Raw genomic sequence first — 20,922 nt, 5'->3', positions numbered from 1 at the left:
TAGGTTATATAAGTGTAAGATTTGGACTACAAATATATAAACCAATGGCTATGTTCGATAAATGAACACTTTTATTCGATGAATTACCTATACATTACGGTGAACCTGTTGTGAAAACATCAATTTATGATGTGTAAGATTTTTCTTTCGTATTTAATGCATCATAAGTTCAGCGTAAATACAGCGTAAACTGGAAAATGATCGCTATAACCACCCATATATCTATGGGCTACAAAGGTTCTATAGGGTGTACCTTTAAATTTACCTTTCTTTTCTTTTAATGATTTATGATCATAAATACCGGCAGTATCAAAACTATGGGTATTCTTTTCAAAGTTGAAGAATGAATTTGAAATCAAGACTTGGTCGAACATATTCCATTTTCCGCCATAGACAGAAGTACCTCTACTATCAGGAATATGTAAGGTCTCCATTGCATTAAATAAACTTGCGCCTTCCTTCAGTACTTGAATACTCTTTGAGGATGGATCGTCATTAAAATCACCCATTACAATAATGTTCGGGTCTAGCTCATGCAACTTAATGCTTACAATCTTTTGAATGATTTCTTTCGCAGCAATTACTCTTTTGTATTCAGTTTCAACATCACCATCGCGCCTAGATGGCCAATGATTTACAAAGACGTGAACTAATTCTTTGTTTAATTCACCCTTTACATAAAGTATATCTCTAGTAGTATCTCTAATACCACCAGCGTTATTGACCATTAGGGCCAAAGGTTCTGCATGAAGAACTTTAAAAAACTTTTTACGATAAATTAGTCCTGTATCAATACCTCTTTCATCGGGCGAATCGAAATGTATAAAGTCATAGTCTAAATCCTCCATCGGATCCGTACCCAAAAGCGCCTCAAGAACACTGTTGTTTTCAGCCTCGGCAACACCAATTAATACTGGTGGATATGAATGATTTTCATCCCCAATTCTAGTTATGGTTTTTGCAAGTTTAGAAAGCTTACGTCGATACCGTTCTACCGTCCACTTTTTTAATCCGGTAGGTGTATAATCCTTATCTAAGGTATTTTTATTTCGTTCTGGATCAAATAGATTTTCTAAATTGTAGAATGCAATAGTATATCGCTGTTTTTTAGATTTTTTTTTAAAAAATGGTATGCGCATGAAGCTATTTATTGTATCAATAAAAATACGAAATAGCTTATGGCTAATTGCTTAATTTTGCACTTTACAGTATTATGATAGAAAAGAAGAGTATAGATTATGAAAAGGCGGTTCTTATTGGTATTATCAATAAAGACCAAAATGAGGAAAAGGTTAAGGAATATCTAGATGAACTAGAATTTTTGACCTACACTGCCGGTGGGGAGGTTTTTAAACGTTTTACACAACGCATGGACATCCCCAACCCAAAAACCATGATTGGAACAGGGAAAATGGAGGAAATCGAAAAATATGTTGAAGAACATGAGATCGGTTCTGTAATTTTTGATGATGAGCTTACCCCTGGCCAACAGCGTAACATAGAAAAACAACTGCGTTGCAAGATAATTGATAGAACTAGTTTAATTCTTGACATTTTTGCACAACGGGCTCAAACTAGCTATGCTCGTACCCAGGTAGAACTCGCACAATATGAATATCTACTGCCTAGACTTACCGGACTTTGGACTCACTTAGAGCGTCAAAAAGGTGGTATTGGTATGCGTGGGCCTGGTGAAACGGAAATTGAAACAGATAGACGTATCGTTCGAGATCGTATAACCTTGCTTAAAAAGAAATTAACCAAGATTGACAGGCAAATGGAAACCCAAAGAGGTAACCGTGGTGCCTTGGTTAGGGTTGCCCTAGTAGGCTATACCAATGTAGGTAAATCTACCTTGATGAATGTGATAAGTAAAAGTGACGTTTTCGCAGAAAACAAACTCTTCGCGACTTTAGATACTACAGTAAGAAAAGTCGTTATCGGCAACTTACCATTTCTTTTAAGCGATACGGTAGGCTTTATTAGAAAGTTACCTACACAACTTGTAGAAAGTTTTAAAAGCACCTTAGATGAAGTGCGTGAGGCAGACTTACTGCTACATGTAGTAGACATATCGCATCCTCAATTTGAAGAGCATATTGAATCTGTAAACAAGATTTTGGCTGAAATAAAAAGTTCAGATAAAAAAATCATTATGGTCTTTAATAAGATTGATCAGTATGAGCATGAAACTATTGATGATGATGATTTAATCACAGAACGCACAGGAAGACATTTTACAATTGCAGACTGGAAAAACACATGGATGGAAAAAGTCGGAGACAGAGCACTTTTTATTTCTGCCTTGAATAAAGAAAATCTAGATGAGTTTAGAAAACGAGTTTATGATGAAGTAAGAGACATTCATGTGACCCGTTTTCCATATAATAATTTTCTTTATCCAGAACACTTAGACGAATATTGATTACCAATTATAATGAAAAATGTGTAGTTCATCGATGAAATTAAACGATTAATAAATCTCACCACATTTTAAGTTGTGTTCACAACATAAATTATTACCAGCAAAGGTATTGGGTTAATTTTACCATGTGTTTAAGTGTAAGTATTGACCCCAAATCAATATTTATCTTATAAAGACTAAAAGTAAAACCCCAAATTTTACGATAATTACTTAACCGAAAAAAGCCCTCTTATAGAGGGCTTTTTTATTTTTAAAACGTAAATCTATTTCAGAATTTAGAATGCATAGTTTAAACCTAACAATAGATAAGTCTGTAAATTGTTATCAACATTATCGAAAGTAATTGTAGGGTCAGGAACTGGTCCTGTTACTGCTGCATAGTTCAAAGCTTCTTGTTTACTATTACGTAAACCGAATTCAAAACCAAGACCTATACCGTTCCACAACGTATATCCTAAACTATTGATCCAAGTAAAATTTGATAAATCTCCACTTTTATAACTCTGGAACGTAGAAAAATTTGTCTTGAAATTAACTGCACCGATTTTTTTAGTATAATCAGCTACAATTTTAGCTCCCAAAGAAGACTCAAAAATTGCATCATTGCTACTAAATACAAAGTTATAGTTAAGTGGATGTATTACCACAACAAGATCAGCAATTGGTGTCCAAGTAGCACCAACTCCTAAATCTAAATATCCTGGATCATTAAAATTATCAAGAATAGTTGTACGGTATTCACCTAAAGCTGATATCGCAAATTTTTCACTCAATTTACGACCATATAAAGAATTAATAGTAAAAACATCTGCTGCTTGTCTAAAGCTATCATCATCATCTGGGTTATCTTTATCGTCAAACTTTACCCATCCTAAGTTGATATTTCCTGAGTTTCTCCAGAAAAATTTATCTTGATTTAAATTCGCAAACGCATTAACTGTTGCACCAATATTACCAGTCGAATTATTTGGTGAAGCTTGCGCATACCAATTGTTAAAGCTGCTGATATTAGCACCAATAGTGCCAAAAGCACCTTTCTTCCATCCTGGTAATTTATCGATTTGGCCTTGTAAAGCGTCAGCTCTACCTTGAATAGCAGCTATCGAATCTTTCGCTGCCCCTAATTGACCTTTAAGTTCTTCCTCTGTTTGAGAAAAACCTATGGTAGCAATGAATGCAACCACCACGGTTAAAATAATTTTCTTCATAATAAAATGTTTATAGTTTATAGTGGCGCAAAGGTAAGAATAGTAAACAAAAACTCTGAATAGGAAATTGTTATTTTCTTTTGTATAAGGGTACTGAAGAACAAGCCTCCCCATACATAATAGACTTAGCAACAGGTCTTAACCTTTGTGCAATAAATAAATATGCATTTTCTGGAACTGGCTTTTTACTGCATCCTTTAATGATAATCGACTTATCCTGAAACTCAGAAACATCTAATTTTTCAATGATAGATTGATAAATACTCGTTTCTAAATCTACCAAAGTACCTTGTATCACCTTTTTCGCGAAAGCACCAAGTTTTAAACTAATCAATAGGTAAGCCCACCCTGGTATAATAGCATCTGTAGAACATTGCATAGCGACATAAGCTCCTTCATATTGGCCCCAATCATGTGCTTCTACAGAAGCTCTAAAATCTTTTTCTTTTAGAATAAACCCTTCAAAAAGCCAGTCTTTAATATCTAAAACCATCCTTTCTCCTTTTGGATAATAATCCTCAAGATTAAAGGTGATAAGTTTACTTTGGGCTACTCTATTAACTATTTCATCTTGCATAAGAATAGATTTAAAATCTAGACAGAAATCGACTTTTAATTAAAGAAGTCCCAATTCTAATTTTGCTTCCTCGCTCATTAAGTCTTGAGTCCAAGGTGGATCAAAAGTAATTTCGACCTCCGCATCTTTGATGGCATCAAGAGATTTCACCTTTTCTTCAACCTCTGCAGGTAAAGATTCTGCAACTGGGCAATTCGGTGAGGTTAAAGTCATTAGAATTTTAACCTCGTTATCTTCGTTGACCAAAACATCATATATCAATCCTAATTCATATATATCGACAGGAATTTCTGGATCATAAATTGACTTTAATACTCTAACTATTTTTTCTCCTAAATCTGCACTATCCTCAGCTATATTTTCTTTACTCATAACGTTCTAATCTTCAATTTGTGTTTGATACGCTACCGCGTATAGTTTCAATTGTTTGATCATACTAACCAAACCATTCGCTCTTGTTGGCGAAAGATGCTCTTTCAACCCAATTTCATCTATAAACTGAGTATCGGCATCTAATATATCTTGCGGTTTTTGATTACTAAACACACGTATTAAAATGGCAATAATTCCTTTTGTAATAATTGCATCACTATCGGCAGTAAAAATCAATTTATTATTTTCTAATTCTGCGTGTACCCAAACCTTACTTTGACAACCTTTAATAATATTATCTTCAGTCTTATATGCTTCATTGATTAATGGAAGTGACTTGCCAAGGTCTATCATGTACTCATACCTTTGCATCCAATCATCAAACATAGAAAATTCGTCGATAATTTCTTCTTGTATATCCTTAATTTCCATTGCTTTATTTTATGCAAAAATACGATAACAATTGATGGATTTCAAAAGTTAACAGAAACGATAATTGGTTGTTTTACAACAACATACTTTTAGCTTTCAATACCCCAGTGATAAGTACATCTACTTCTTCTAATGTATTGTAAAAAGCGAAGCTTGCCCGCACAGTACCTGGTATTTTATAAAAATCCATGATCGGTTGTGCACAATGATGGCCAGTTCGAACAGCAATACCTAGTTTATCTAAAATACTTCCCATATCATACGGGTGTATTCCTTCTATATTAAATGAAATTACAGAGGTCTTGTTCTTGGCAGTACCATAAATTTTGAGTCCGTCAATTTTTAACAACTCCTGAGTTGCATACTCCAATAACTCATGCTCATACTTGGCAATTTCTTCGAAACCTATAGCATTCATATAATCTAACGCTGCGCCAAAAGCAATACCACCACAAATATTGGGTGTGCCTGCTTCAAATTTATGTGGAAGACCTGCATAGGTAGTTTTTTCAAAAGTAACCTCAGCAATCATTTCTCCACCACCTTGATAAGGCGGTAATTTATTCAACCAATTTTCCTTTCCATACAACATACCAACACCCGTTGGCCCGCAAATTTTATGTGCCGAACACGTATAAAAATCAACATCTAGTGCCTGAACATCTGCTATTAAATGTGGAGCAGCCTGTGCACCATCAATTAAAACCGCCGCACCTACTTTGTGCGCTTTCTCAATTATCTCCTCAATAGGATTAATAGTCCCTAAGGCATTTGAGATATGATTACAAAAAACTAATTTGGTCTTATTATTAAGTAATTCGTCATAAACATCCATTCGCAATTCCCCTTCTTGGTTCATTGGAATCACCTTTAATAAAGCCCCTGTTCGTTCACAAAGCATTTGCCAAGGCACAATATTCGAATGATGCTCCATGGCAGAAACCAGTATTTCATCCCCTTTTTTAATTAAAGAAGAAAAACCATTAGCAACTAAGTTTATACTATGCGTAGTTCCTGAAGTGAAAATTATTTCATAAGCCTTTGCTGCATTAAAATGTTTTTGAATTTTATTTCTTGCCTGTTCGTATTTGTCCGTAGCTTCTTGCGAAAGCGTGTGTACACCACGATGAATATTAGCGTTATAATTTTGGTAATAGTCTACAATAGCATCAATCACTTGCTGCGGTGTTTGAGAGGTAGCCGCATTATCTAAATAAACCAATGGTTTACCGTTTACATTACGCTTTAGAATAGGAAAATCCGCTCTAATTTTTTTAATATCTAACATAGTCAATCTTCTTATTTACAAAGATACCCGATAATGAAAACATATATATGGCAGGCACTTTATTTCGCTCCAATTCAGAATTAAATAAATAAGGATAGTTAAATAATTAACTATCCTTTTATACACTTAAAAATATAATATCACAGAACTTTACAAATCAAAACCAAGGTTCACCCCTAGCTTTTTTGCAATCAACTTATTAATTCTAGCCTTTAATTCAGGAATACGAACAGAAGACAATACATTATTTGCAAACGCATACATTAACAAAGCTCTAGCTTCCTTTTCAGGAATACCTCTTGACCTTAAATAGAACATTGCATCTTCATCTAACTGACCAATTGTACAACCATGTGAGCATTTCACATCATCAGCAAAAATCTCTAACTGAGGTTTTGTATTGATGCTAGCCTTATCGCTAATTAGTATATTGTTATTTTGTTGAAAAGCGTTTGTTTTTTGGGCAATCTTATCAACGATAATTTTACCATTAAACACCCCTGTTGAACTATCACCATAAATACCTTTATAGTCTTGGTGACTTTCGCAGTTAGGCTCTATATGATGTACTAAAGTATGATGATCCACATGTTGTTTCTCACCTAATATCGTTACACCTTTCATGGTAGAGTCGATAAACTCCCCATTTTGATAAAAATTAAGATTGTTACGTGTCAATTTTCCTCCAAAAGAGAACGTGTGAACCTTAACAACACTTTTATCTTTCTGATCAATATATGTATTATCGATTAAAGATGCAGTTGAGGCATCATTCTGTATTTTATAAAAATCAACAATAGCGCTTTTAGCCGCATATATTTCAGTAACAGCGTTGGTAAGCACCTCATTTTTCGTTAAACTCTGGTGACGTTCAATAATCTGAACTTCTGCATTTTCCTCTACTACTACCAAGTTTCTTGGCTGTAACATTAGCGAAGCTTCATTACCTGTAGAGAAATGTAAAATCTCTATTGGCTTTTTAGGCATCTTATTTTTTGGGATATAGATATATGCCCCTTCACGACTAAATGCTGTATTCAACGAAGTTAATGACTCATCTTTTGATGCTATTTTATTAAAATACACATCTATAACCTGCTTATACATTGGCTTTGTTAATGCCGAACTCATTAAACAGATATCTACCCCATCATGTGTTGTTTCTGAAAGATATGAGCTGTAAATACCATCAACAAAAACAATCTTATAAGAATCGATTTCATGAAGAAAATAACGCTTAACATCTTTATACTCCAGGGTATTCTCCTGTTTTGGAAAAATACTGAAATCAATTTTTTGTAAGCTATTTAGCGAAGTATATTTCCAAGCTTCTTCCTTTTTAGAAGGGAACCCTTTTTCCTCAAAATTTTTAATGGCAGCCGTACGAACGTCGTGTACCGGATGTTCAACATCCACGTTGTTCTCAAACGCCATAAAGGAGGAAATCAATTTATCTTTTAAATCCATACTTTTTCAGTTGGCAGTGCTCAGTTACAGTTGGCAGAAGATTCTGCTCACTGATCCTGTATACTGCAAATTATACTGTTGCTTCTTGTTTTAACCAATCGTAACCTTTCTCCTCAAGCTCAAGTGCTAATTCTTTACCACCAGACTTAACGATTTTACCATTGTGCAATACATGTACAAAATCAGGTACAATATATTCTAACAAACGTTGGTAGTGTGTAATTAAGATTACGGCGTTGTCTTTACTCTTCAATTTATTTACACCATTAGCTACGATACGTAATGCATCGATATCTAAACCAGAATCAGTTTCATCTAAAATGGCCACTTTAGGCTCTAACATTGCCATTTGAAAGATTTCATTACGCTTTTTCTCACCACCAGAAAAACCTTCATTCAATGATCTAGATAAAAACTTACGATCAATTTCCAATAACTCAGATTTTTCACGGATTAGCTTTAACATTTCCTTTGCAGGCATATCTTCTAAACCTTTTGCTTTACGAGACTCATTAATTGCAGTTTTCATAAAGTTGGTTACAGAAACCCCTGGTATTTCTACAGGATACTGAAAAGAAAGAAAAACACCCATATGCGCTCTTTCCTCAGGAGAAATATCCTCTAAATCTTCACCATATAATTCAATTGAACCTTCGGTAACTTCAAATTCATCTTTACCAGCAATTACAGATGCCAATGTACTTTTACCAGAACCATTAGGCCCCATTATTGCATGTACTTCACCTGCCTTTACCTCTAGGTTTATTCCTCTTAATATTTCCTTATCCTCCACGCTAGCGTGTAAGTTTTTGATTTTCAACATAATATGCTACTTTAAATATTCTGGTGCCTTAGGCATTTTATTAAAATCTTCTTTTGAGTGTTGTATATATACTTTTGCATTATTTTCCTTCACATAGGCCTCAAACACATCCATACTGGCAAGGGTTTGATTAACATCAGTATTAAAACTAGGAACGCCTCTGTTTTCTCTATTTTCATAAAAGTGATACAAGTCACCTGTTAATAATGTTGGTCCGTTTTCAGCTAAATCTAAATACAAAACTTGATGTCCTGGAGTATGACCAGGCATAGTTTTAATAACCACAGTCCCATCACCAAATACGTCAAAATCACCATTTAGTTCTTGTATATTGTTCAATTGTGATATTGCATTATGTAAATCTGCATTACCTTCCATAATCTCTGGACTGGTAATAAAGTCATGTTCATTTTTTTGAACTAACCATACCGAACTTTTAAAAACATTGGCATGACCCGTATGGTCAAAATGAGTATGTGATAGGACAATATAATTTATATCCGAAGGCGACATTCCAATAGTACTTAACTGGTCTAAAACACCTTCTTTTCGAGAAATCGTAAAATTACCATTTGGAGTTGTAAATGGTGCTTCAGCTCCAACCAAACTTTCTGGAAGTCCGGCATCCCACATTAAATTTCCTTTCGGATGACTTATCACATAAAAAGGATCCGCAAATTCTTTTGTCTGACCATGATATGTCGTATCCTGAGAGAATAACTCCAAATCATTTACCATTACAGTACCACCATTAAAAGTGTATAATTTCACCTCTGGCTTTGCTACCTCCTCAGAAGCTATTGCCTCCTTGGTTTTGCTCTTGTTTTCTTTACAGCTATATGCCACAAAAAGTACTACTATGATTAAAAAATTTTTCATTATTATTTTCAATTTATCCTACAGAACCCTCTAAACTAATTTCCAAAAGCTTTTGAGCCTCTACGGCAAACTCCATCGGTAATTTATTCAGTACTTCTTTACTGAATCCATTTACAATTAATGCAATTGCCTTTTCAGTAGGTATCCCTCTTTGGTTGCAATAAAATATTTGATCTTCACCAATCTTACTTGTTGTAGCCTCGTGTTCTATCTGGGCAGACTTATTTTTTACTTCTATATATGGAAATGTATGAGCTCCACATTCGTTACCCATCAACAAGGAATCACATTGAGAAAAGTTTCGAGCATTGTCAGCACGACTATTTATCTGTACCAAACCACGGTAACTATTCTGTGATTTTCCAGCAGAAATACCTTTTGAAATAATGGTACTTCTTGTATTCTTGCCCAAATGAATCATTTTGGTACCGGTATCTGCTTGTTGGTAATTATTCGTAACCGCAATTGAATAAAATTCTCCGATAGAATTATCTCCTTTTAAGATACAAGATGGATATTTCCAAGTTACGGCCGAACCTGTTTCAACTTGTGTCCAAGATACTTTGGCATTCTTTTCACATAACGCTCTTTTAGTAACGAAGTTGAACACCCCTCCTTTACCTTCTTTATTACCAGGAAACCAATTCTGTACTGTTGAGTACTTAATTTCTGCACCGTCTAAAGCAATCAATTCTACTACGGCGGCATGCAGTTGATTCTCATCTCTTGATGGAGCGGTACAACCTTCTAAATAACTTACATAACTATCTTCATCGGCAATTAACAAGGTACGTTCGAACTGACCTGTACCAGCCTGATTGATTCTAAAGTAAGTTGAAAGCTCCATTGGGCAACGTACACCTTTTGGAATATAACAGAAACTACCATCTGTAAAGACCGCTGAATTTAAAGCGGCATAAAAATTATCAGTCTTTGGCACAACCGTGCCCATATATTTCTTTACCAGTTCTGGATACTCTTGAATAGCCTCTGAAATAGGCATAAAAATAATTCCCTTTTCTGCCAACGTCTTCTTGAAGGTTGTTGCGACAGAAACAGAATCTACAACAATATCAACAGCGACATTTTGCAATTTCTTTTGCTCATCAACCGAAATACCAAGCTTGCGATACATTTCCAACAAATCAGGATCTACATCATCTAATGATTTATTAGGGTCTGCAGCTTTTGGAGCAGAATAATAACTAATCGCCTGAAAATTTGGTTTTTCATAATGGACATTTGCCCATTCAGGTTCTACCATTTTTTCCCAAATTCGAAAAGCTTCTAAACGCCAGTCAGTCATCCACTCTGGCTCTTCTTTTTTCTTTGAAATGGCAATAACAATTTCTTCGCTTAAGCCAATAGGAAAGGTGTCAGATTCAATATCTGTATAGAAACCATATTCGTACTCTTTGGTTTCAAGTTCTTTTTTTAATTCTTCTTCTGTATATGCCATATAATTTAATTGGTCAATTGGTTTTACTCAATTAACAATTATCGATTTATAATGAAAAACTCTCGCCACAACCACAAGTTCGTTGAGCATTTGGGTTATTAAAAACAAAACCCTTACCGTTGAGACCACCAGAGTATTCCAAAACAGTACCTACTAAATATAAAAAACTTTTTTTGTCTACAATAATTCGCACGTTGTTGTCTTCAAAAACCTTATCAGTATCATCCTTCTTATTGTCGAAGTCTAACTCATAAGATAATCCACTGCATCCACCACTCTTCACTCCAACACGCACATAATCAGTTGTCGCATCAAAACCTCCTTCTGTCATAAGGTTGATGACTTTTTGTTTTGCCGTTTCTGATACTTGAATCATAATTAACTAGATTTAATCTAAATAGTTTACAAATATAATCTATAAGTCGGTTTTTTTCATCAAACCTAATATTATTATCTAGATTTAATCTAAATAGTTTTCAAATATACGGTATATATAAGTTTTCCCATCGGCTCTAACATTATTATAACGTATGTATTCATAGAGAAATACTATAAGAAATACCGGAAGCGACTATTTGATTTTAAGAAGAATTAAGTCTGAATTTCCTTTAGAAGATATTGAACCGAAATCCGTACTTGAAGATTCGCCTACAATAAGTATACTGCCGTCTGTATTTTCAAGAAGATCAAAACCAAAATCCAGTCCAGAACCTCCAAAAGATTTTTCCCAAACAAGGTCACCAAAAGCATTGGTTTTAACCAACCAAATATCATTTTCACCATTATTTAATGAACTGTCTTTATCATCGCTTTTAGTATTACCAGTTATTAAAAAACCCCCATCTTTACTTTGAACAACAGCCTGTGCCAAATCGAACTGGCTACCGCCATACGTTTGTTCCCAAATCAAATTACCCTCTTCATCAAGCTTTATCATCCACATATCAGATTCTCCGTGGTTTAATAAAATATCTCCATTGGTGCTAAAAGTATTACCTACCACTACAAAACCATTATCTGACGTTTTAGCAATATCATAAGAAACTTCAATACCCTCGCCCCCAAAAGATTTTTCCCAAATTAGATTGCCAAAAGAATCTACTTTAACCACCCAAAAATCGTAGCTACCATTGGTATTACTGATATCAAAATCATCACTCTCCGTAAAACCTGCCATCACAAAGCCGCCATCTTTCGTTTGCACGACCCCGTGTGCCCGGTCATTATTGGTTCCCCCAAAATAACCTCGCCACTGCACGGTACCTTCTTCATCTATTTTCGTTCCCCAAAACTCTCCTACGCCATGACTAGTTAACGAATTGCCTTTTTCAGTATTCCCATCCGCCCTAGCCGATGTGATATCTAAAAATCCTGTAAAAAAATATCCTCCTTGCGATGCTTCAAGTATATCGTACGAATGATCGTGACCTGAAAAACCGTAACTAGTTTCCCATTCCAAATTACCTTGAGCATCTAACTTTAAAATCCAGTTGTCATGAAAGCCTTCGTTATTTGAAGCATCGCCATCACTGCTCATAGAATAGCCTGTTAATATAAAGCCTCCATCACTTGTTTGAGCGAGGCTTTGTCCTATATCATCTTTGCTTCCACCGTAAGTTTTATTCCATTGCAAATTCGAATTTTCATCAAATTTCAATAACCAATAATCATTTTCTTCTTTAGCTTTTGTTGAGATATCACCATTAGTACTTCCTGTATATCCTAAAATTGCAAAACCGCCGTCGGTGGTTTTTATAATTGCCTGGGTACTTTCATTACCACTACCTCCAAAATTTTTAATAAAATCAAGTTCTCCCTTAAATTCAGTATTTAATGAGTCAAATGCAATTTCAGCTTCTTCTTTTGCACAAGAAAAGATGAAACAAGCGAGTACTAGTAAAAATACCTTTCGCATAATTAATTTGATTTTTGGATTATAAAAAACCCGCTATTAATGTCACTAATGATAATATTACTGCTTTCAAAATAGGGGTAAACACTCCAAACTCCTGCAAATTGTGTATTATTATTAGCAGGATAGGTGTCAAAAAATGCCTTCTCAATTATTGTTTTACCTTCAATTTCGGTAATATCTAAAACACGGACACCTGCCGTATAATTTGCTAAGAAAAATTCATCACCTAAAACATATCCGTTGTGGTCAATTGCATTTGTTGGACCCAAATAGGTATAATGTAAAACCGGATTATCTAAATCTAACATATCAAAAATAAGGGTACGTGTTCTAAACCCTTGCCGAACCTCATCTAACTCATCTCCCAATATAAAATAACGATGATCCTCTGTAAACCAACCTTGATGTGTATATCCAATATTTGGATAAGGCAAGTTGGCTAAAGTTACAGGTGCATTCTTATTTGAAATATCTACCACCACTACCTGATCCTCATTTGCACCCACAAATATTTCTGCCCCTACATAGGCATTATCAGGACCATTATAAGTAATGACCTGAGCATCATGCGTATACCCATTCAACCCCCAGCCACCGGCTAAAGCAGGGGCTATAGGGTTTTCAAGATTTAAAAAATGCACCCCACCATTAAACTGATCATCTCTATCGGTGCCAACAGGGTACGCAAAACCAGATGCTTCATTAATCACAATATTATGCGCATTCCCCAAGGCTGTATAACGCCCATCAGCAGAGAATATTTGAGGAGGATTACTTACGATTCGCAATTTTTTTAAGTCAAAAACTTGAACGCCATGACCATTAGCTTCTGATACGATATAGGCAAAGTCTCCATAAATTTTCACATCTCTCCATGGACTTGAACTTGTGGCAGTAGGCAGCTTACCAAGGTAAATAGGCTTTACTGCATCTGATATATCTATAAAAGCGGTTCCATTATCTAACCCCATTAACGCGTATTCTTTACCACTTTCGGCATCCGTCCAACCCCAGATATCATTACCTTCCTCAGCAGACATTTCGCCTAGAGAAATATGGGCGACTAAATCATATCCGTTACAAGGGTAAATACCCGCCATTCCATTTTCACATGGCACAATAGCGGTCATGTTATTTTCTGAAGGTGGTGTTTCTTCTACTTGTTCTTCCATTTGGTCGTCAACCTCAACTTCCATATTGTCATCTGAAGAGCATCCGAAAATCACAATAAATGTTAAAAACCAAAGTCCCCTTTTCATGTAATTGATTTAATTTCAATACTTAAAGATACTAATTGCATTGTTTCAATAATCATAAAACTGCAACGACCTTCAAGTAATTGACTTAATTGAATTATCTTGAAGTCCAAATAATCAAGCAACTAAAACAACTTCATTTTATGTCAAGCAAAAAGACGAATTTAAAAAAGAACTCGCGTCGAAAATTTATGAAAAATACCGGTATGGCGGCGGCCGGATTCATGATTGTACCCAGGCATGTCTTGGGCGGTCCTGGTTTTATAGCTCCAAGCGATAAACTAAACATTGCGGGAATTGGTGTGGGCGGCAAAGGACAAAGCGACATTGCCTCCTTTGCTGAGAGTCCGAATGTAAATATTGTATCACTTTGTGATGTTGACGACAGACAAGCAATTGCCTCTAGAGAAGCATTCCCAAAAGCTAGTTATTTCAATGATTTTAGAGAAATGCTAGAAAAAGAAGGAGACAATATCGATGCTGTATCTGTTTCTACTCCTGATCACAACCATGCTGTTGCAGCTTACCAGGCAATGTCAATGGGCAAGCATGTATATGTACAGAAACCTTTAACCCATGATATTTGGGAAGCTAGAATGCTGACCGAAGCTGCTAAAAAATTCCAAGTAGTTACTCAAATGGGTAACCAAGGTGGTTCTGGAGATGGTGTTCGAACCATGAAAGAAATTTATGATACAGGAATCATAGGTGAAGTACATACCGTAAAATGTTGGACAAACAGAGCTATTTGGCCACAAGCATTGCAAACCCCTACTAAAAAAGACAGAGTGCCAAAAGGTTTAAATTGGGATCTTTGGTTAGGTACCGCAGCAATGCGAGATTATAACAACGCATATTTACCTTTTGATTGGAGAGGATGGTCAGATTTTGGTACCGGAGCTCTAGGCGATATGGCTTGTCATATTATGGATCCGGTTTACAGAATATTGCCAATATTGTATCCTGATACCGTAGAATGCAGTGTTTCAGATTCTTTTAAAGGGAAGTTCGAAACTGCCGATTATCCAAAAAGTTTTCCGAACTCTAGCAAAATACATTTAAGCTACCCAAGAACAGATGGAAAAGGTAAAATAAAAGTTACTTGGATGGATGGTGGTTTACTGCCTGAAAGACCAGAAGAACTAGGCGATGATGAAGCTTTAGGAAACTGGGATGGTGGTGTTTTATTTATTGGCACCAAAGGAAAATTAATGGCAGATTGTTATGGTGCAAACCCTAGACTTCTTCCATTAAGTTTAAACGAACAGTTCGAGGTAGAACAAACTATAGCACGTGTACCAGAAGGTCATTATTTACAATGGGTAAATGCTTGTATGGCGGGTTATGGAAATGCAGAAACCAGTTCTTCATTCGATTATGCAGGTCCGTTTACTGAGAGTATTCTTATCGGTAACTTGGCATTAAAATCATACTTCGAAGTAGACCCTACAGTTGAAAATCAAAGCTTCTGGGGTAGCGGCAAACAATACCACGGTAGAAAACGCTTACAGTGGGATGCCGCAAATATGAAAATTACCAATTTCGAACCAGCGAATAAATACGTTAAGCGTACTTATAGAGATGGTTATTCAGTAGGATAGATTTAATTCTAAATTTTAGTAGTAAAACCGGGGCTGAAAAGCTTCGGTTTTTTTTATGTCCTTGGTCTAGTAATACTTCTTATTTTTGCAGCATGCTAGAAGACAAGAATCAAGAAAAGACATCCTTAGAGAAATTAGGTGAATTTGGCCTGATAGAACATCTTACAAAGGACTTTAAAATTGAGCAAAAATCTACTTTAAAAGGTATTGGTGATGATGCTGCCGTTTTAGATTTTAAAGACAAAAAAACAGTCATTAGTACTGATTTATTAATAGAAGGTGTGCATTTCGATCTTGCATATATGCCATTAAAACACTTAGGCTACAAAGCTATCATAGTGAACTTATCAGACATCTATGCGATGAATGCTACTGCAACACAAGTAACCATTTCTATCGCGGTTTCTAATAGATTTCCCTTAGAAGCATTAGAAGAATTTTACGCAGGTGTAGCTACAGCATGCAAAACCTATAATGTTGATTTAGTTGGCGGTGACACTACCTCCTCTAAAACAGGCTTAATGATTAGCGTAACTGCAATAGGTGAAGCTAATGAAGAAGATATTGCGTATAGATCAGGCGCCAAACCAAATGACCTTTTAGTCGTTTCGGGTGATTTAGGCGCAGCATATATGGGCCTTCAAGTCCTGGAGCGAGAAAAAGAGGTGTTTAAGGTTAACCCGAATAGTCAGCCAGACTTAGAGCCCTATTCCTATATCGTAGAGCGACAGTTAAAACCAGAAGCTCGAAAAGATATTACTGAATTATTGAAAAAATTAGATGTGCACCCAACTTCAATGATTGATATAAGTGACGGACTTTCATCTGAAATTTTACATTTAAGTAAAAGTAGCGGTGTGGGTGTCAATTTATATGAAGATAAAATTCCTTTAGACCCAACGGTGATTGCTGCCTGTGAAGAATTTAAGGTAGATAGTACGCTTGTAGCCTTAAGTGGCGGTGAAGATTATGAGTTATTGTTTACGATAGACCAAAAAGAATTCCCGAAAATAAAGGGCAATCCTAACTTAACCGTCGTGGGGCATACCACGGGTAAAGAAGAAGGTGCTTTCTTAATTTCCAGGAATAATTCGAAGATTCCATTAACCGCTCAGGGTTGGAATTCTTTTACCTAATAGAGAATTTACTAAGCTACCTGTTGTGTAGCAGTGTGTCTTCTTTGATAAATATGCTCTAAAGTTCTGTTGATATCTTGTAATTCAGGTGTTAGTAAAGCAAGGTTTCCACTAACATCTGTTGTTACTTCTTTTTGACAGTGAATACACTTGTATTCTTTAATATGAGAGGTCACTTTTTTTGAAACGGAATAGTGATGGCCGAAAATGTTGCAGAATATTTTTTTCATGCTGTAGGTTTTTTGCGAGAATTTCGATTTGGGTGATCGAGAAAATGCGATTAATATTTTAAGTTGAACTAACAAGAGAAATCGCATACGCTAAATTTCCTCTGATTAAAGTACTGTATATTAAGCGACTGCACCAGTAATTGTTGTGAGTGTTGCCTAACATGTTGTCAATCCACTTTTTTTTGGTGTCTTACAAAATCAAAAACAACGGCATGTCTGTTATTTCATAATCTTTCACTTAATTTGTAACCATGTTCAAGAAGAAGGAAATTCTCGTTACCGCCTTTGCCCTTTTCTCCCTTTTCTTTGGAGCGGGTAATTTAATATTACCTCCATTATTAGGTTTTAATTCTGGAAATCAATGGCTAATCGTAACCATAGGTTTTTGTCTTTCTGCCATGGTAATTCCCATTCTAGGCATTTTAGCACATGCCAAATTACAAGGAACGTTAATGGATTTCGGTAAAAAGATATCTCCGACCTTTAGTTTGATCTACGCCTTTTTCATTTATGCCATAGCTATAGCATTACCTAGCCCCAGGACTGCTTCGGTTACACATGAAATGGCAATACAACCTTTTTGGGATATTTCTCCTTGGTTTACTAGCAGTTTTTATTTTGGTTTAGTATTCGTTTTTGCCATGAACCGCTCAAAAATATTGGTCATTTTGGGAAAAATATTGACGCCGGCAATTATTCTTATTTTACTTTTTGTTATCGGAATTACAATTTTCTCTTTCCCATTCGAATTTGGAACAACAATGATTGCCAGTCCTTTTACCAATGGAATTCTGGAAGGTTATCAAACTTTTGATGCAATTGGGGCTGTGGTAGTTGGTGGAGTAATCATTATTTCTATTAATTTAAGATATACCGATGCATCTTATGAAGACAAAAAATCTTTAATACGTAGTGCAGGATGGTTAGCGGGCTTGGCCCTATTCTTAATTTATTTAGGTCTAATACTGTCTGGAGCTTTGGCGCACTCCGTTTTTGATGCAAACACAAGTAGGACAGCATTACTGTCTGGCTTAGCCATAAACAGCCTTGGTAGCGTTGGTAATTTGTTTCTTAGCATACTCGTAGGTATAGCTTGTTTCACTACTGCAGTAGGTATTGTTACGGGTACTGCAGACTTTGTTAAATCGAGATTCAACGATTCTCAAACCGCATATAACATAACAGCAGTTATAGGGAGTATTTTAGGGGTGTTAATGGGCCAATTCAATGTTGGTTATATCATTGCAGTTGCATTGCCATCATTAATGTTCATCTACCCTATTACTATCATTTTAATTTTACTAAATGTAGTACCAGACAAGTATGGATCACCTTTAGTTTTTAAAGCTGTTACCATAGCGACTATCTTATTTAGTATTCCAGATTTCTTAGGAAGTATTAGCGCTATCGCTCCTACGGCTGATACCTTCTCATGGATACCGCTTCAAGAGTATAGCTTGGGGTGGGTATTGCCAGCACTGATTGTATTTGTTGCGACTAACAGTATAAGTAGAAATAAGCCTGAATAAACTTCAAAATGCCTATTCCCGACTTTTTTTCTTTTTCGAATAGTAATAAAAGGCATAAGCTATTAAAACCAACACTACAAAAGGAAGGTAGGTTCCAATAGCTATACCTATTTCATAGGAGCTATCAGGTGCTTCTTGCATCTTTTTTTCAATCTCTGAAGCGTCTTGAAACAATAGAAATAACCCCATATCCTAAAATTCTATTTCTAAACTAATTGGGCAATGATCACTACCCAAAACTTGATCATGAATTTCAGCAGATTTCACTTTGTCCCAAATGGCTTCACTAACTAAAAAGTAATCGAGACGCCAACCTACATTTCTATCTCGTGCACCACCTCGCATACTCCAAAATGTATATTTATCAAAAGTATCAGGGTGTAATGCTCTAAAACTATCCACCAAATTCAATTCGTTCAGCATATTATCAAATCCATCAATTTCTATCTGTGTAAAGCCAGATGTTTTGTTGTAATTACTTTTCGGATTCGCCAAATCATTTTCAGTATGGGCAACATTAAAATCGCCTGTAATAATCAACGGTTTCTTTTTTGACAGTTCTTTAAGGTAGTTTGTAAAATCCTTGTCCCACCCAGCTCTATAATCCAATCGCTTTAGTCCATTTCCACTATTAGGAATGTACACGTTGACCAAATGAAAATCCTCAAATTCAGAATGGGTGATACGACCTTCTAAGTCATGCTCTGCAATGCCCATGTTCTTTTTGAATTGAACTGGCTTTTGTCTTGTCAAAATTCCGGTACCAGAATATCCTTTTTTATCCGCACTATTAGTGAACAGTTCATAGTCACTTATACCTTTCAATGCTTCACTCACCTGATCATCTTGTGCCTTTGTTTCTTGAATACAAAAAATATCAGCGTCAAAATCTTGGACTATTTTTTCAAATCCTTTTTTTACAGAAGCTCTAATGCCATTAACGTTCCATGATACTAATTTCATTCTCTGGTATTATTTGTTCATTAACTCTTCAATTTCCTCTGCAAGTATAGGAATATTGGCCATTAAGTTGAAAGGCTCTCCCTTATCTTGAATAACTACATCATCCTCTAAACGAACACCCATTTTTTCCCCTGGTATATAGATTCCTGGTTCTACAGTAAAAACCATGTTTGCTTTCATAGGTGTTTTTAATGCACCATAATCGTGCGTATTTAAACCAATATGATGACTAGTGCCGTGCATAAAATATTTTTTATATGCTGGCCAATCTGGGTTCTCATTTTGAACATCTGCCTTATCCAGTAAACCCAATCCTAGTAATTCAGAAGTCATTAATTTACCACATTCTTTATGGTACTCTGCCCAAAGCGTACCAGGAACCAACATTTTCGTAGCATCATCTTTTACGCGTAAAACAGCATTGTAAACCTCTTTTTGGCGTTTTGTGAATTTTCCGTTTACAGGAATAGTTCTTGTCAAATCACTTGAGTAGTTTGCGTATTCTGCAGCAACATCCATCAAAATTAAATCACCATCATTACAAGCTCTGTTGTTTTCTAAATAGTGTAACACATTAGCGTTGTTGCCTGAAGCGATAATTGGTGGATATGCAAAACCTTTAGAGCGATTACTTACAAATTCATGAACCAATTCTGCCTCAATCTCATATTCCATCACTCCGGGTTTTACAAAACCAAGTAATCTTCGAAAACCTTTCTCTGTAATATTACATGCCGTTTGCATCAATTCTAATTCTTCGGGCTCCTTTATACCACGAATTTCTTGTAAAATAGGATTGCTTTTTGCAACACGATGCGCTGGAAACTGTTGCTTATACTTTTTAATAAAACGATCCTCTCTAGTTTCCGTTTCTACAGCTTGTCTGTAGTGTTCGTTAGTATTGATGTAAATAGTTTCTGCTTCGGTCATCAAATCAAAAAAGACTTTATCAAAATCTTTTAACCAATGAATAGTTTCAATTCCCGAAACCTCTGTTGCCATCTCTTTAGTCAATTTGGCTCCTTCCCAAATTGCTATATGCTCGTTTGTCTCACGAACAAACAAAATTTCACGATGTTTTTTATTAATTGAATCTGGAAACATGACTAAAATAGTCTCTTCTTGATCTGCCCCAGACAAGTAAAAAATATCTCTATGTTGCTCAAAAGGCAATACACTATCGGCACTTATGGGGTAAATATCATTCGAATTAAAGACAGCAATGCTTTTAGGCTGCATGCGGTCCATAAATTTCTTTCGGTTCTTTATAAATAACAAATTAGGTATTTGATTGTATTTCATGAATTTATGTTTAAAAACCAAAGTTAAGGATTCATTATATGCCTTTTAATATTAAAGTAT

21 protein-coding genes are annotated in these 20,922 nt (G+C 35.5%); 4 read left to right on the top strand and 17 right to left on the bottom strand.

The annotated features are described in order from the left end of the window. Positions 1-161 precede the first annotated feature (161 nt). Positions 162-1,139: an endonuclease/exonuclease/phosphatase family protein gene (locus tag B5X55_RS09465; RefSeq protein ID WP_079512380.1), complete on the bottom strand. Its 978-nt coding sequence runs from the start codon at positions 1,137-1,139 to the stop codon at positions 162-164. 74 nt (positions 1,140-1,213) lie between these two features. On the opposite strand from B5X55_RS09465, the gene hflX reads away from it, so the two are divergent. Next, positions 1,214-2,425, top strand: coding sequence for a GTPase HflX (gene hflX, locus B5X55_RS09460; RefSeq protein WP_079512379.1), 1,212 nt, complete (start codon positions 1,214-1,216; stop codon positions 2,423-2,425). 275 nt (positions 2,426-2,700) lie between these two features. On the opposite strand, the gene B5X55_RS09455 is transcribed toward hflX, so the two are convergent. From B5X55_RS09455 to B5X55_RS09400, 12 genes are all read right to left on the bottom strand, one after another. Then, positions 2,701-3,633, bottom strand: a complete 933-nt coding sequence (locus tag B5X55_RS09455) for a DUF3078 domain-containing protein (protein WP_079512378.1) — start codon at positions 3,631-3,633, stop codon at positions 2,701-2,703. A 70-nt stretch (positions 3,634-3,703) separates the two neighbouring features. Continuing rightward, a complete protein-coding gene (locus B5X55_RS09450) occupies positions 3,704-4,210 on the bottom strand; it encodes a DUF2480 family protein (RefSeq protein ID WP_079512377.1) in 507 nt (168 codons plus the stop codon). 39 nt (positions 4,211-4,249) lie between these two features. Next, a complete protein-coding gene (locus B5X55_RS09445) occupies positions 4,250-4,582 on the bottom strand; it encodes an SUF system Fe-S cluster assembly protein (RefSeq protein WP_079512376.1) in 333 nt (110 codons plus the stop codon). Positions 4,583-4,588: 6 nt separating this feature from the next. Beyond that, a complete protein-coding gene (locus B5X55_RS09440; protein ID WP_079512375.1) occupies positions 4,589-5,014 on the bottom strand; it encodes a SufE family protein in 426 nt (141 codons plus the stop codon). 73 nt (positions 5,015-5,087) lie between these two features. Then, positions 5,088-6,302: an aminotransferase class V-fold PLP-dependent enzyme gene (locus B5X55_RS09435; RefSeq protein ID WP_079512374.1), complete on the bottom strand. Its 1,215-nt coding sequence runs from the start codon at positions 6,300-6,302 to the stop codon at positions 5,088-5,090. A 150-nt stretch (positions 6,303-6,452) separates the two neighbouring features. Next, complete coding sequence (sufD, locus tag B5X55_RS09430; protein ID WP_079512373.1) at positions 6,453-7,769, bottom strand: Fe-S cluster assembly protein SufD; 1,317 nt, start codon at positions 7,767-7,769, stop codon at positions 6,453-6,455. 70 nt (positions 7,770-7,839) lie between these two features. Then, on the bottom strand, positions 7,840-8,592 hold the full coding sequence (gene sufC / locus B5X55_RS09425; protein WP_079512372.1) for a Fe-S cluster assembly ATPase SufC: 753 nt from the start codon (positions 8,590-8,592) through the stop codon (positions 7,840-7,842). Positions 8,593-8,598: 6 nt separating this feature from the next. After that, entirely contained in the window at positions 8,599-9,471 is an 873-nt protein-coding gene (locus B5X55_RS09420; protein ID WP_079512522.1) for an N-acyl homoserine lactonase family protein, read from the bottom strand. 13 nt (positions 9,472-9,484) lie between these two features. Beyond that, positions 9,485-10,930 carry a Fe-S cluster assembly protein SufB gene (gene sufB, locus B5X55_RS09415; RefSeq protein WP_079512371.1) on the bottom strand — a complete coding sequence of 482 codons (1,446 nt, stop codon included), beginning with the start codon at positions 10,928-10,930 and terminating at the stop codon, positions 9,485-9,487. Positions 10,931-10,976: 46 nt separating this feature from the next. Beyond that, positions 10,977-11,306 (bottom strand): HesB/IscA family protein, encoded by a 330-nt coding sequence (locus B5X55_RS09410; RefSeq protein ID WP_079512370.1) that lies wholly within the window; start codon positions 11,304-11,306, stop codon positions 10,977-10,979. A gap of 195 nt (positions 11,307-11,501) precedes the next feature. Continuing rightward, entirely contained in the window at positions 11,502-12,845 is a 1,344-nt protein-coding gene (locus B5X55_RS09405; protein WP_079512369.1) for a hypothetical protein, read from the bottom strand. 2 nt (positions 12,846-12,847) lie between these two features. Continuing rightward, positions 12,848-14,104 (bottom strand): choice-of-anchor B family protein, encoded by a 1,257-nt coding sequence (locus tag B5X55_RS09400; RefSeq protein WP_079512368.1) that lies wholly within the window; start codon positions 14,102-14,104, stop codon positions 12,848-12,850. A 188-nt stretch (positions 14,105-14,292) separates the two neighbouring features. Here B5X55_RS09400 and B5X55_RS09395 point away from each other — a divergent pair, with 188 nt between their 5' ends. Both B5X55_RS09395 and thiL read left to right on the top strand, forming a co-directional pair. Beyond that, entirely contained in the window at positions 14,293-15,702 is a 1,410-nt protein-coding gene (locus B5X55_RS09395; protein ID WP_234999704.1) for a Gfo/Idh/MocA family protein, read from the top strand. Between the two features lie 92 nt (positions 15,703-15,794). Further along, positions 15,795-16,838, top strand: coding sequence for a thiamine-phosphate kinase (gene thiL, locus B5X55_RS09390; RefSeq protein WP_079512366.1), 1,044 nt, complete (start codon positions 15,795-15,797; stop codon positions 16,836-16,838). An 11-nt stretch (positions 16,839-16,849) separates the two neighbouring features. Here the strand turns inward: thiL and B5X55_RS09385 are convergent, their stop codons facing one another. After that, on the bottom strand, positions 16,850-17,068 hold the full coding sequence (locus tag B5X55_RS09385) for a DUF1660 family phage protein (protein WP_079512521.1): 219 nt from the start codon (positions 17,066-17,068) through the stop codon (positions 16,850-16,852). Between the two features lie 251 nt (positions 17,069-17,319). Here B5X55_RS09385 and B5X55_RS09380 point away from each other — a divergent pair, with 251 nt between their 5' ends. Beyond that, positions 17,320-18,597, top strand: coding sequence for a branched-chain amino acid transport system II carrier protein (locus tag B5X55_RS09380; protein ID WP_079512365.1), 1,278 nt, complete (start codon positions 17,320-17,322; stop codon positions 18,595-18,597). A gap of 12 nt (positions 18,598-18,609) precedes the next feature. Here the strand turns inward: B5X55_RS09380 and B5X55_RS18870 are convergent, their stop codons facing one another. Genes B5X55_RS18870 through B5X55_RS09370 form a run of 3 tightly spaced genes read right to left on the bottom strand, consistent with a single transcriptional unit; the run spans position 18,610 to position 20,862 of the window. Continuing rightward, positions 18,610-18,786: a hypothetical protein gene (locus tag B5X55_RS18870; RefSeq protein WP_200811604.1), complete on the bottom strand. Its 177-nt coding sequence runs from the start codon at positions 18,784-18,786 to the stop codon at positions 18,610-18,612. Between the two features lie 3 nt (positions 18,787-18,789). Then, positions 18,790-19,560, bottom strand: a complete 771-nt coding sequence (locus B5X55_RS09375) for an exodeoxyribonuclease III (RefSeq protein WP_079512364.1) — start codon at positions 19,558-19,560, stop codon at positions 18,790-18,792. A gap of 9 nt (positions 19,561-19,569) precedes the next feature. Next, positions 19,570-20,862 carry an aminopeptidase P family protein gene (locus tag B5X55_RS09370; protein ID WP_079512363.1) on the bottom strand — a complete coding sequence of 431 codons (1,293 nt, stop codon included), beginning with the start codon at positions 20,860-20,862 and terminating at the stop codon, positions 19,570-19,572. Positions 20,863-20,922: the final 60 nt, after the last annotated feature.

The sequence above is a fragment of the Maribacter arcticus genome (assembly GCF_900167935.1).
Classification (GTDB): domain Bacteria; phylum Bacteroidota; class Bacteroidia; order Flavobacteriales; family Flavobacteriaceae; genus Maribacter; species Maribacter arcticus.
Note: the sequence above shows the minus strand (reverse complement) of the source record. Positions and strands in the feature narration are given on the sequence as shown.